9 protein-coding genes and 1 tRNA gene are annotated in these 14223 nt (G+C 29.2%); 2 read left to right on the top strand and 8 right to left on the bottom strand.

Going from position 1 to position 14223, the window contains the following annotated elements; all coding sequences use genetic code 11:
• Nucleotides 1-6 precede the first annotated feature (6 nt).
• The 5 genes from I4V51_RS12315 to recQ all read right to left on the bottom strand — a co-directional run bounded on the left by I4V51_RS12315 (nt 7) and on the right by recQ (nt 7143).
• Complete coding sequence (locus I4V51_RS12315; RefSeq protein ID WP_195988729.1) at nt 7-549, bottom strand: rubrerythrin family protein; 543 nt, start codon at nt 547-549, stop codon at nt 7-9.
• A 119-nt stretch (nt 550-668) separates the two neighbouring features.
• Nucleotides 669-2039, bottom strand: coding sequence for a SpoVR family protein (locus tag I4V51_RS12310; protein ID WP_195988728.1), 1371 nt, complete (start codon nt 2037-2039; stop codon nt 669-671).
• Nucleotides 2039-3217: a sporulation protein YhbH gene (gene yhbH / locus I4V51_RS12305; protein WP_195988727.1), complete on the bottom strand. Its 1179-nt coding sequence runs from the start codon at nt 3215-3217 to the stop codon at nt 2039-2041. Before yhbH ends, I4V51_RS12310 begins: the two co-directional genes overlap by 1 nt.
• A 6-nt stretch (nt 3218-3223) precedes the next feature.
• Nucleotides 3224-5146, bottom strand: coding sequence for a PrkA family serine protein kinase (locus I4V51_RS12300; RefSeq protein WP_195988726.1), 1923 nt, complete (start codon nt 5144-5146; stop codon nt 3224-3226).
• A gap of 242 nt (nt 5147-5388) precedes the next feature.
• The gene (gene recQ / locus I4V51_RS12295; protein ID WP_195988725.1) at nt 5389-7143 is read right to left on the bottom strand and encodes a DNA helicase RecQ; all 1755 of its coding nucleotides are present in this window, start codon (nt 7141-7143) and stop codon (nt 5389-5391) included.
• A gap of 131 nt (nt 7144-7274) precedes the next feature.
• Here recQ and I4V51_RS12290 point away from each other — a divergent pair.
• A tRNA-Leu gene (locus I4V51_RS12290) sits at nt 7275-7361 on the top strand.
• 50 nt (nt 7362-7411) lie between these two features.
• Here I4V51_RS12290 and I4V51_RS12285 read toward each other — a convergent pair.
• The 3 genes from I4V51_RS12285 to I4V51_RS12275 all read right to left on the bottom strand — a co-directional run bounded on the left by I4V51_RS12285 (nt 7412) and on the right by I4V51_RS12275 (nt 12910).
• Nucleotides 7412-9382: a HAMP domain-containing sensor histidine kinase gene (locus I4V51_RS12285; RefSeq protein ID WP_195988724.1), complete on the bottom strand. Its 1971-nt coding sequence runs from the start codon at nt 9380-9382 to the stop codon at nt 7412-7414.
• A gap of 158 nt (nt 9383-9540) precedes the next feature.
• A complete protein-coding gene (locus I4V51_RS12280; RefSeq protein WP_195988723.1) occupies nt 9541-11934 on the bottom strand; it encodes a hypothetical protein in 2394 nt (797 codons plus the stop codon).
• A gap of 139 nt (nt 11935-12073) precedes the next feature.
• On the bottom strand, nt 12074-12910 hold the full coding sequence (locus I4V51_RS12275; protein WP_195988722.1) for a PHP domain-containing protein: 837 nt from the start codon (nt 12908-12910) through the stop codon (nt 12074-12076).
• A gap of 312 nt (nt 12911-13222) precedes the next feature.
• On the opposite strand from I4V51_RS12275, the gene fba reads away from it, so the two are divergent.
• Complete coding sequence (gene fba / locus I4V51_RS12270) at nt 13223-14086, top strand: class II fructose-1,6-bisphosphate aldolase (protein ID WP_195988721.1); 864 nt, start codon at nt 13223-13225, stop codon at nt 14084-14086.
• Nucleotides 14087-14223 lie beyond the last annotated feature (137 nt).

Genomic DNA, 14223 nt, shown 5'->3' with positions numbered 1-14223 from the left:
AACTCCTTATACATTTTTAATTTCACAATATGGTTTAAAATAAGCTTTTGGATATCCACATAATGGACACTTTTCTGGTACTTCTTTCCCTTCATGTATATATCCACAATTCATACAAACCCACTTAGAATCTTCCGGTCCGCTAAACATTGTTCCTTTATCTAATTTATTATATAAATCCTTAAATCTTTCTGAATGTTCTTCCTCTACTTCTCTAAGCTCCTTATAAAATTCAGCAATATTATTAAACCCTTCTTCTATTGCTTCTTTTTCAAACTTAGCATATAAATCTTTATACTCTGCTGTTTCACCACATATTGCATCCACTAAATTTTCTTTGGTACTACAAACTAATTTTAAAAACTCTTTATAGACTCTCCTTGCATGAGCCAATTCATTTATAGCTGTAACATCAAAGATTTGTGCTATCCACTCATAGCCTTCATCCCTTGCCTTCTCCGCATACAAATTATATTTAGTCCGTGCTCTACTTTCTCCTGCAAATGTTCTATATAAGTTTTTCTCAGTTTTACTTCCCTTTAAATCCATTTTAATCTCCTCTAAAGCATTTCTAATATTAAACTATTCAAAACATACAAAAATGATGAATCATAAATGATAGTAAACATATTACTTCTCATTTTTAATTCATCATTTTCTCTTTAATCTTAATTTACTGTTACTCTTTTATCGTTATCACATACTATTTCTATACTTCTACCTTCCTTAGTATGTGTTTTTAATATAATCTTATGGCCCCAAAGATCAAATAAATATTTTATTGTTTCCTTTGCATAAAGCAACTCCAGCTCTCTTCCATCAAAAACATGTTCTAATGTCAAAGTTCCATCCCGCTTATTCAAATCAGTAATTCTTATATAAGGAATAGATCCAACTCCACAGGAGTCAGACATAGTATCTCTTATGACCTTCCACCCCTCTTCATCTGATACTTCATCAACCACAAATTCAAAACTCTTCTTTGCATATTGGAATAAACCTAACTCTCTACATAAGTCTTGAGTTAAATATTTTCTTAAGAAAGAATTATCTCTTTCTATATATCTAACTTCAAACATCTTATCTCTTCCATATCGCTTCTCAATATCCTCAAATACCTTGAAACCAACATAATATGGATTTAATCCACCTAATGCAGGTGCTATAACATCATTATGACGTTTTATAAACTCAAGATGTAATCCATCTGGTAAGTTTAAACTCTTCAAAATGTTATAGTGACAATAGCTTGCCCATCCTTCATTCATTATCTTAGTCTCAATTTGTGGTATAAAATATTGAGTTTCCCTTTTAACTATCTTTAAGATAGATTTTTCCCATTCTTCTAAAGAACCATATTTAATTATAAAACCTATAATATCATCACAAGGTTCTATAGGTGTTTTGCTTAAATCAGGTAGCTGTATTTCCTCATCACTATTTAATATATCTCTACCTTCAATTTTCCTATTATACTCTTCTATTAAATTTTCTTTAATTTCTTCATCACTTAATTCCTTCATACCAACTACTCTTGGTATTTGGTATCTAAGTGCATGTGCTGCATCTAAAATCTTTTCAACTCTACTATATCCTATATTAGGATCATTTATATAGCTTCTAATTATATCCGCATCTAATTTAAACATCTCTAAAGTATAATAAGCCTTAGTCCCTTCTCTAAATAACCTATTATTTTTAAAGAAATCATTATGTCCATATACATGAGCCATAGTTAGAATTTGTAAAAGCAACGTATTTTCTTTCATTAAATACGCAAGAGACGGATTAGAATTTATAACCATTTCGTAAGGTAATCCTGTTAAATTTAACGAATACAGTGTCTTGCTTTTTTCATATGCCTTACCATAGCTCCAATGTGGATATTTAGATGGCATTCCAACATAAGCCTCATAAGCTAACATCTCATTAAATCCAACAATCTCAAACTCTTGTGGATAATAATCAAGTCCATATTCAGTTGCTTTTTTTTCAATTTTCACATTCCATTCTTCTAATTCCTTTAATGTGTACTCCATTATTCATCCTCCCTCAGCTCCTTGCTTAGCATTAACTTAAGAGCATCCCATAGATTCTTTTTCTCTTTAACAATAACAGAGACAAATTTCTTATCAGAAACTTCTTTATTAAATCTATAATACATAGTTGTTGAATAAGTTGATGGTAATAATTCAGCATATCCAAACATATTACTTATTTCGCAAAGCTTCTTTACAGATTCAATTGCTCTTTCATTGTCTTCAGACCAGTTATCACCATCACTTGCATACACCGGATATATATTCCAAACATCTGGAGAATACTTTTCCTCAATAAGCTTTAACGCTAAGTTTAAACCACTAGAGATATATGTTCCTCCAGATTCTGCCTTATGGAAAAACTCATATTCATTAACTTGCTTTGCAACTGTTGTATGAGAAATAAACTCAAATTCAATATTATTATATTTTCTCTTTATAAAAGTAGATAAAACAAAGAAAAATGATCTTGCTAAATATTTTTTAGTACTATCCATAGAACCTGATACGTCCATTATAAATATCATTACAGCATTACTTTCTTTTTTAGGTTTTGTTTTTACCCTATAATACCTAATATCATCTTCTCTAAATGGAAATCTTTCTAATTCAGTATCTAACCCAGCTTCTTTCAAAGCCCTTTTTTTACCTTGCTTTCTAGCCGTTTTAGCCATAACTGTCTTTTTCTTTGCTAGTCTTGGATTGATACCATGTCTTTGATATCCCCTTTTTCTACTAGCACTTTCAGTAATAACTTCTGAATATTTTTTCTTATCTAAATTAGGTAAATCTAAGTCTTCAACAATATAATCCATTAACTCTTCTAAAGTTATTTCTGTTTCATATACATCGTCACCTTCAGAATTACCTGCACCTTTATTACCCTTTTTACCACTTGAAGAATCAGCTGATCCTATTTTATCCCCACGTTTTTCTTCACCTGTACCGGTAGCAACACCTTTATTGTTGCTACCATATACAAATTGATATTCTTTTATTCCTCTAATAGGAATTTTAAATTTTTTATTTTTAGTTTCACCAACTATACTTTCTTCAGATAGTATATCTCCTAAATTTTCTTTAATAGATTTCTCCACCAACTGCCTATGTCTTCTTCTATCCTCAATACTTCTATCATGTTCAACAGGATTTATAGTATTATCTCTAAATATAGCCATTCCTTATCAATCCTTCCATAAGTTGTTAGCGGCATATTTAAGAATTACATCGCAGCAGTGTTGGCAATATCCATTCTTTTGCATTTCATCAACCATGGCATTATATTTTTCAGTTTGCTCTTTATCTCTAACTCTTGATTTAGTAATTATTCTAGATAAATCTCTTACAGATGTTATAAGTTTCTTTTCTATAGCTTCTTTTAGAGGTTCATAAGATTTATAATCTATCTTTGATCCATTTCTTACTAGATAGAACATATAAGATGTTACATCAGCTCTAAATCCCTTACTTGAAGCCTCTGATACTCCTATTTGTTCTTCTATACTTCTCATAAATTCTTCATCTGGATTTAATTCTTCACCAGTTTGAGCATCTTTAATTCTAGTTTTATTAACAAAAGCCTCAGCATTATCTATATAATTATTGAAAAGACTTTCAGCTTGTTCTCTAAATGAATGAATAAATGCCTTTGTTATTTCTTTTTCTAATATCTTATTGTATTCTTTACGTATAGTATCTTGAATAAATGCTAAATACTTCTTCTTATCATCAGCAGCTATATCCATATCTTTAATAGATTTAATTATACTTTCCATTATGCTTAATGGATTTATACAATCATACTCTGAATTTGAAAGTGCATTATCAATTGCCTTTATAATAAATCTTGTACTAATTCCTTTCATTCCTTCATAAGGACCAGCTTCTTCTCTTAATTCTGAAATATCAATTTTCTTAGTTGTTCCCTTTTCAACTAAATCCTCACCATTATAAATCTTAAGCTTAGTCATTGGGTCAACCTTTGCAGAAGGTGTTAATCTTGAAAGTATAGCAAACATAGCAGCAACTTCAATTGTATGTGGTGCTATATGAGCATTAAAGTTACTCTTTCTTAATATCTTTTCATAAATCTTAATTTCCTCTTCAAGCTCTAAGCAATAAGGAACTTCGATTTTTACAATTCTATCTAATATAGCTTCGTTAGTATGATCTGATTTAAACTTATTCCATTCAGCTTCATTTGAGTGAGCTATTATTAATCCATCAAAGTAAATCATTGACCCTTTACCTGGTGATGGTATAGATTTTTCTTGTGTTGCAGTTATAATTGTGTGTAGATATTCAACATCATTTTTAAATACTTCTATAAATTCTACTAATCCTCTATTACCAACATTAAACGCACCATTTAATGAGAATATCCTTGGATCATCTTCTGGATACATATCCATCTTAGAAATATCAACAGAACCTGTTAATATTGAAGTATCTTGATTATTAGGGTCAACCGGTGGAACAACTCCAATTCCCTTTCTTGATCTTATAGAGAATCCTTTTCTCTCAACAGGGAAATTTTCATATTCTCCATTAAACTCGTGAAGTAATCTATATTTACATACAGGACATAAATCTCCTTCTATTTGAACACCTAACATTTCATTAAACTTAGGTCTTAAGTGATTTGGTACTAGATGTAAAGGTTCTTCATGCATAGGGCAACCTTTTAAAGAATATATTGGTTCACATTGAACTAATGCGCTCTTTAAAGATTCTACTAATGATGATTTACCAGCTCCAACAGGTCCTACTAAGTATAAAACTTGTCTAGATTCCTCACCTTTCATAGATGCAGAGTGTAAATAATTAACTAGCTTCATTAGAATTTTATCAATTCCAAAGAAATCTTCTTTAAAATATCCATATTCTCTAATTGTTTCATTACCATATATTTTTCTTATTCTTGGGTGCTCATCGCCTTTTAAAACATCTACTCCCTTACTCATAATAAAGTCATATAACCTCTTATGTGCAAGTTTTGCTACATCTGGATTTTGTTTTACAATTTCTAAGTAATCCAAAAATGTCCCTTCAAATTTTTCATTATTTCTATTTTCTCTATCTGTAGTTATAAATTCCTTGAAGTTCATAGACTCATCCCTCCCCTTTAATCTAATATATTATTGTATTAAATAGTTATATTCCTATTTTTTTATTTACACTTCTCTATATTTTATATGTTTAAATTTTATAATTATTATTAACTAAACATATTTTTTAAAATTATTACACTACATGCTCAATTAACTTTATTAATAATAAAAATTCCTTATAAGTAAAATTACAATATTGCAATTTTACTTATAAGGAATTACTTATCTTTTATAATATTTTAACTTTTTAGTTTTTTTAAAATTTCTTCTCCATACTTATTAAATTTCTTTTCACCCATACCTCGTATTTCTAAAAGCTCCTTCTCATTTTGAGGTAATTTATTACATAATTCAATTAATGTTGCATCAGAAAAAATTATATATGGCTTTACTCCTTCCTTAATAGCAGTATCTCGTCTCCATAATCTTAACTTATTAAATAACTCACTATTAATAATCTTCTCTTCATCTTGATAACTTAACTTAAACATTACTTTTTGTTTTGACTTTAAAATACTGTATGACTTTTCATTTAATTTCAGCATTGAATACGTTCCATCCTTTAGACTGACATATCCAAAATCAATCAATGCCTTTATTAAGTCTCGTATAAACTTACTGCTATATTCTTTCATTATTCCATATGTAGTTAACTCATTTAATTTATCATTAACTATCTTAGGTCCAACCATTCCTCTAAGTACATCTATAAGAACCGCTACTCCATAACGCTCTCTAGTTCTATATACACAAGATAATATTTTTTGAGCCTCTATAGTATAATCTCTAAGCTCATCACTATTTAAGCAATTACTACAATTGTTACAGTAATCCCTAACATTTTCTTCACCAAAATATTTTAAAATAAAAGCTCTTAGACACTCCTTACTCTCACAAAAGTCTATCATCTTTTGAAGCTTCTTTATTTCTGACTCTTTTCTCTCTATTTGAACTGTTGTATATATCAAATATTCAAGAGTCCTAATATCACTTCTATTAAATAAAATATGACATTCTGATATAGCTCCATCTCTACCGGCTCTACCAATCTCTTGATAATAACTTTCTATATTTTTAGGAATTGTAAAATGAATTATATATCTTACATTTGACTTATCTATTCCCATTCCAAATGCATTAGTTGCAATCATAACATTAGAGCTTTCATTTAAAAATTCATCTTGATAATATTCCTTTTCTTCATCTTTTAGTCCACCATGATACTTTAATACATCATATCCCAAATCTTTAAGATAAAAATGTAATCCTTCAACTTCCTTTCTTGTAGCACAGTAAATAATTCCAGCCTCATTTTCTTTATCCTTAATAATATCTTTTACTAATTCTAATTTATCTTCCTCAATATGTACTCTTATTGATAAGTTATCTCTATCAAAACTGCTTATATATGTATAAGGATTTCTTAAGCCTAAAAGATTAACAATATCTTTTCTAACTATTTCTGTTGCTGTAGCAGTGAAAGCTGTTATTACAGGTCTAATAATTAAAGAATTTATAAAATCATTAATTAACCCATAACTTTTTCTAAAATCATGTCCCCACATTGATACACAATGAGCTTCATCTATAGCTAATTGACTTATATTAAGTTTCCTAAGTTTCTTTTTAAAGAATTCATTTTCTAGTCTTTCTGGTGCAATATAAAGTAATTTTACTTTATCATTCCTACACATATCCATAATTCTATCTATATTCTCTAAATTTTTAGTGCTATTTATATATTCAGCATTTATTCCATTTGCTTTTAAATTATCAACTTGATCCTTCATTAAAGCAATTAATGGCGAAATAACTATAGTAACACCACTAAACAAAAGCGCTGGAATCTGATAACAAATTGATTTTCCCCCACCTGTTGGTAAAATACAAAATGTATCTCTTTTTTTCAATATATTGTTTATAATTTCATATTGACCCTTTCGAAATGAATTATATCCATAATACTTATGAAGTACTTCAAACACCTTATTCATAATAGCTCACCAATTTCCATAAATATATTTCTTTTATATTATCATTTTTTTTATAACTATTACATATTTTTTATTATTTTTAATTTTTCTATTGACTTATTCCTAATATCATATTACAATAATTCTTGCCTGCTGAAGTGGCGGAACAGGCAGACGCACAGGACTTAAAATCCTGCGGTAGCGATACCGTACCGGTTCGATTCCGGTCTTCAGCACCAAAAAGACTGTATAATTTTATACAGTCTTTTTTTATTCCTTTTATTAAATATTATTCCTTTTTATCAATATCCGAAAATTCCATTTCAAACATGTATTCTAAAGATGAATACTCTATTAAATTTTCATTTTCTCTATCTTCTACTATTCTTATAGGCAATGAAATTATAAATTTAGTTCCTTCATTCGATTTACTTTTTACCTCTATTTTTCCATTATGTAAATCTACTAATCCTCTTACTATAAATAATCCTAAACCGCTACCTTCATTTTTTCTATTAAATCCATCATTTAAGTCTGCCCTCTTAAATTTTTCAAATAAATGTTCTTTTATATCTTCAGACATTCCAACACCATCATCACAAATTTCTATAATAACATTGTCGGCTTCCCTTTTTACAAAAACCATAACCTTTCCACCATCATTAGTAAACTTTATAGCATTAGATAATAAATTTAGAATAATTCTTTCCATCTTAACCTTATCTATAGCCATTATTATTTCCTCTTCTTCAGTATCAAAAACTACATTTAAATTAAATGACTTAGCTAAATCTACAATAGTTAATGTTATATCCTCAACTACGCTAACTATATTTTCATTAGTAAACCTAGCATCCATATATCCCATTTCTAGTTTGCTTACATCAATTAAATTATTAATATATCTACGTAATCTATTAGCATTTTTCATTATATAATTTAATCTTTCATCAAAAAAACTTTTATCAAACTCTCTATCATTTAACTTCATTTTTAATAGATTAGTTGCATTTATTATTATATTTAAAGGCGTTCTAAGCTCATGAGAAATTGTAACAATAAAATCAGTTTTTATCTTTTCCCTTTCAACTGATTCTACTAGTAATAACTTGTTTTCCCTAGCTTTTCTTTTATTTATTATATATAAATAAATTAATCCTACAACACCTAATATAGCTAATAAAATCAAGAACCACACTATTATAATTAAGTATTTAGGTAATAATAACTGAAATGGCTTTTTATTAATGATTTTACTGTCAGATGGCAACTTAAAAGGATTAATATCATATTCAACTATGGCATTATAATTAAAAATCGGCAAACTAAATGTATCATGTACTGGTAGTATAGTATATTTATAAGTTTCTGATACAATATTGTTTAAAAGAGTATATGTAACCTCCCCTAGTTTATATCCATCATTAACTATTCCTCCAACTGCCCCTGCATAAATATACTCTTCTAATTTTGCATAAATAGGTGCATTGCTTATCCTTTTAATCTCTCTTATAACTTCATCTGGTTGAATAATATTAGATTCATCACAGTCCTTGAATGTACCACATAAATATATTGCGCAATCTCTATCAGGAATTTTCTTACATTGTTTTTTTATAGAGTCAAAGTTTGTATCTTGGATAATATGATATTCAAACTTTTTTTCTGCCATATCAATGATTTTGGTAAATTCCTGTTTTACAGTATCACAATAAATGCTATTATCTAAAATTAGATATATATCCTTAATATTTTTCCCTGCTGTTAATATTGTATTTACTATAGGTAAATTATCTTGATATTCTAATATCCCAGTAATATAATTTCCTTCATCCTCATTTAACTGTATAAACTCATTTACTCCCACAAAAATAATTTTTTTCTTATATGTAAATAATTCTTCACTAAATAAATTACTTCTAATTAATTTAAATGACTCATCATCTAGAGCGATTATATAATCAATATTAGCCTCTCTATATTTAACATTTAAAAAATTAATAAAACTATCGTCATACTCCTTAGATTCTGAAACCTTACTATCTAAAAATTCATACTTTACTATATATTTATTGTTATTACTACTTTCAAATCCCTTTAAAATAGAATTTTCCCATTTATTTCCTGAAGAGTACGAACCTATTGCAAGAATTTTAGTATTAGATAAAATGTTAGCCTTAACTAATATATCACTACTGAAAATTAATATAAAAATAAAAACAACTTTTAATACGCTTTTTATTATTTTTTTATTAAACATAATACTATACCCCTATTTTTTTAACAGTATTTATATTATGTGTAATATAAATTATAAATATAATAGTTTTTTTATTTTAATCAACCTTACAAGTTATAAAGGAATACCTATTACTTTTTAACGGCATCCCCTTATAACTTATTATATAAATATTAAAATTAAATTTTACTTACTTTAAACAAATTAATTCCTCTATTTATTTTTATTCTTTGCCTAATAATAGGTTTCTTTTTAGAACTTTTTACAAGATTCAAACATTCTATAGGACAATTATCACCTACACCTATATTTTGTGCTTCTGAATTTCCTTTGGCTTCCAATATCTCAAATCCAACTATTTCAATATTATGATAACATCCAGTATAACCACCACCTATACCAGAACCTCCGAATAAACCACCAATAGCTGTTATACTGTCGCAATTACTTGAGTTTATATAACCACCATTTCCAAATGCTCCACCCCCTATTCCTGAACTTCCTCTATTAAATCCATTAATAAACTCACTACTTCCATTAGCTAATATCCACTGACAATCATTTAAATCTATATTGCCTGCATATCCACCAAGTATATTTCCCTCATCATTATCATCTCCACTATTTCCAGCACCTCCACCTATTCCAGCACCTCCACCACTTCCAATAGCAGAAAGCTTTGAGCAACCAGAAACTTTTATAGCTATATTATTTCCAAATCCTCCTCCTCCAATGCCAGCGCCCCCATAAATACTATCTTCAACACTTTCTTCTCCTCCACTTGCAATAATATTATTTACATTATTTATTTTTATATCTATCGAATTACCTCTGTTTCCTCCCCCTATTCCTGCAGCTGCATTTCCTCCCGTTGCATTAATATAATTGCAATTATTTATAACTATCTTCCCACTACTACATTCACTACCGCCACCAATTCCTGCTCCTCCATAAGATCCACCACTAGCAGTTAAATTATTTACACCTGCTATATCAATCTCAGCATTATCTCCATATTTTACAGCAGTTGTATTATATCCAAATGTACCATCACCAACGCCTGCCCCACCACCACAATATTGAGTTATACGATTGCCGTCATTATCTATAGTTTCAATAATTCCTACTCCACCTATTGCATTAATTACATTTCCTGATTTTACTTCTATACATTGTGCTTGGCCATGTAATCCTCCACCAATTCCTGCTCCCCCATAACCGCCAGTTGCATTTATTTCATTACAATTATTTATTATTATTTGTCCACTTTTTCCATTAAAACCTCCACCAATTCCTGCTCCTCCATAACTACCACTTGTATCTATATTTACTTGCCCATTAATTTCTATAATTCCTCCATTTCCACAAATACAGTTTATTCCAAAATATTCTAACGCGTATCCTCCACCTATACCAGCTGCATTATTTCCACCTTGAGCGTTAATAAATAACTCTCCTCCAATAGTTATATTTCCACCATTTCCATTAGAGCCCCCACCTATTCCAGCTCCTTGAATTCCTCCAATTGCAATAATGCTATCACTTGAAGTTCCCATAATATTTATAACTCCACCATTGCCTCCAATAAAAACATCACTACTTTCATCTTTAGGCAAAAGTCCTGCACCTCCGCCTATCCCTGCTGCGCCATATAAAGAACTAGCCTGAATTTTCGAATTTCCATTTAGGTTTATTGTTATTCCTTCACCTTTACTTATTTCTATTTCTTTACCACTATCTTTACACCCTTCACATGAGACTTGAATTATACTTCCACTACCATTTCCATATGCACCTCCACCTATTCCTGCACCACAATGACCACCTATAGAAATAATATTAGCCAAACTTTCACCCTTACCTTGTGCATTTATAGTAATAGTTCCACTATTTCCACCTTCAAAATTATTGATTTTAGAATTTAAGTAGCCACATCCACCACCTATTCCAGCGCCTCCATTACCATTTACATCATAACTCGCAATAGCTTCAACAGTTCCTCCATTAATAATATTTATAGTTATATTATTTCCATCTCCTCCAGATCCACCTCCAATTCCTGCTGCACTTACTCCTCCAATAGCTGTTATTTTACCTTCACAATTAACTATTATTGTCCCACAAGTATCCCCACTAGAACCTCCTATTCCAGCTCCTGCTTTGTATTCTGGCGTAACTCCTTCTTTATAAACTAAAGTCTCACCTATACATGTTAATGAGTTTCCTTCTCCACATATTATAGTTGTTATTACTCCCTTTGAAATTCTAATAGCCGCATTTACTTCTACATCATTCGCAGGTACATAATTTAAATTGACCATTCCTGCATTTATAATATTTTCTCCAATTGCATTTATTGTAATATGTCCTTGCATTCCTCCACTTAAATCTAAGTATCCACCCTTTTCATCTGTTCCCAATTTTACATTGCTCATATTTATAGTTAAATCCGAGTTTCTATCTTCTAAATATATTTTTCCATATCCTTCTCCTTTAATATTTAAAACATCTATATCAGATGATATTTCTTGATTTACTTCATTTATCAAAGTTACACTTATACTATTTAACATATAATATCTCCTCCTAAACTACTATAAAATATGCAATATTATCATTAATAGTTATCCATTAATAACTAATTATAAATAATAAAAAAAGAACTATTATAACTAATACTTGTTATAACAGTTCTTTCCTATTCTTAATAAATTACAATATTTTTTTTAAATTTAAAATAGTATCATCAGCCTTAACTGCACCTAAATAATACTCTATCCCCTTGCTTACTGCACCAAAATCCCCGTGACTATCAGATCCAGCAGTTATTATTAAATCATTATTCTTACAAAACTCTAAACATGTTTCTGTCATTAATTCACTATTTGCAGGATAATAACATTCAACTCCATCAATTCCTTCTGATTTTAATATTTCAAGCTTTTCTAATATTTCTTCTTTAGTTTTTTCTTTATAATAATTACATGGATGTGCTAATACTACATATCCCCCTGCTTCATGAGTAATATCACAAACTTCCTTTACACTTGGAAAATTAAACTTTTCATGACCACATTCATATTTACCATAAAGTTTCATTCCATCAAAAAGACCTTCTGTAATTTTTCTATCAAATAGGTAGTGTATTCCCTTCCAACCACCTTTTCTTCTATCATACTCATAAGCATTATAATCTTCTAGAGATATATTTTCATAATCTTTTTCCATTCTTCTTATAAGCTCAATACTAGTTTCTAGCAACTCTTTTTTTGCTTTATTTACTAACTCAAAAAATCTTTCATTATCATTAAACTTATATGCTAATAAATGAACTAAATGTCCTTCAAAAATTGAATCTATTTCAACTCCTCTTATTGCAACAATTCCTTCTTTTTCAGCTTCATGCTTTACTTCTTCATAAGAATCTAAAACATCATGATCAGTTATTGCAATTATTCCTAAATTTCTATTCCTTGCCTCTCTTACTATTTCTTTTGGTGACATTGTACCATCTGAATAATAACTATGTATATGTAAATCAGCTAACATATTTTCCTCCTAAGTTCTTTAATATTTATTATATTAAACTATAATTTTAAATTTAAACTATATAATAAATAAAAAATATTTCTTTATTTAATATATCATATTTTCTTTATTTTAACTTAATTTAGAAAACAAATATGATATTCATAGACTATCATTAAAGTTAATTTACTTATTTTTTTGTTTTCATTCTTATTATTTTAAGGTATAATAACCAATGGAGAATAAATTGATATACATAATTGTTAATTTTATAACATTAAGTAAAACTTAACGAATTCTCTATAATATTTTAAAATACACGGAGGTATTGCCATGTTAGTTTCAGCTAAAGAAATGTTAAACAAAGCAAGAGAAGGAAAATATGCTGTTGGTCAATTCAACATCAATAACTTAGAATGGACTAAAGCTGTTTTATTAACTGCACAAGAAAATAACTCACCAGTAATCTTAGGAGTATCTGAAGGTGCTGGAAAATATATGTGTGGATACAAAACTATCGTTGGAATGGTTAACGGTATGTTAGAAGAATTAAACATCACTGTACCAGTTGCTCTACACTTAGACCACGGTAGCTACGAAGGATGCTACAAAGCTATGGAAGCTGGATTCTCATCAGTTATGTTTGATGGATCTCACTACCCAATCGCTGAAAACATCGAAAAGACTACTGAATTAGTTAAAGTTACTGCAGAAAAAGGATTATCTTTAGAAGCAGAAGTTGGATCAATCGGTGGAGAAGAAGACGGAGTTGTTGGTAAAGGTGAAGTTGCTGATGCTCAAGAATGTAAATCAATAGCTGATTTAGGAGTTACTATGTTAGCTGCTGGTATCGGAAACATCCACGGAAAATATCCATCAAACTGGCAAGGACTTGCTTTTGATGCTTTAGAAGAAATAAACAACGCTTGTGGAAACATGCCATTAGTATTACACGGTGGTACTGGAATTCCAGAAGAAATGATCAAGAAAGCTATATCTTTAGGAGTTTCTAAGATCAACGTTAACACTGAATGTCAATTATCATTCCAAGAAGCTACAAGAGCTTACATTGAAGCTGGAAAAGATAAAGAAGGAAAAGGATTTGACCCAAGAAAATTATTAAATCCTGGATTCGAAGCTATCAAAGCTACAGTTAAAGAAAAAATGGAATTATTCGGTTCAGTAAACAAAGCTTAATTCCTTTAAATAGGGAGAGTAGATGAATTTGTGTAAAACACAAATCTATCTACTCTCTTTTTGTATGATAAGTTGGTAGATTTGGAATAATATACTATAAAGATTTTTTAGGAGGTTTTTTAATGACAAGAAAAAAC

The organism is Clostridium sp. D53t1_180928_C8 (assembly GCF_015667795.1).
Classification (GTDB): Bacteria; Bacillota; Clostridia; order Clostridiales; family Clostridiaceae; genus Clostridium.
The sequence above is the reverse complement of the archived record's forward strand: the minus strand, read 5'-3'. Positions and strand labels throughout refer to the sequence as shown.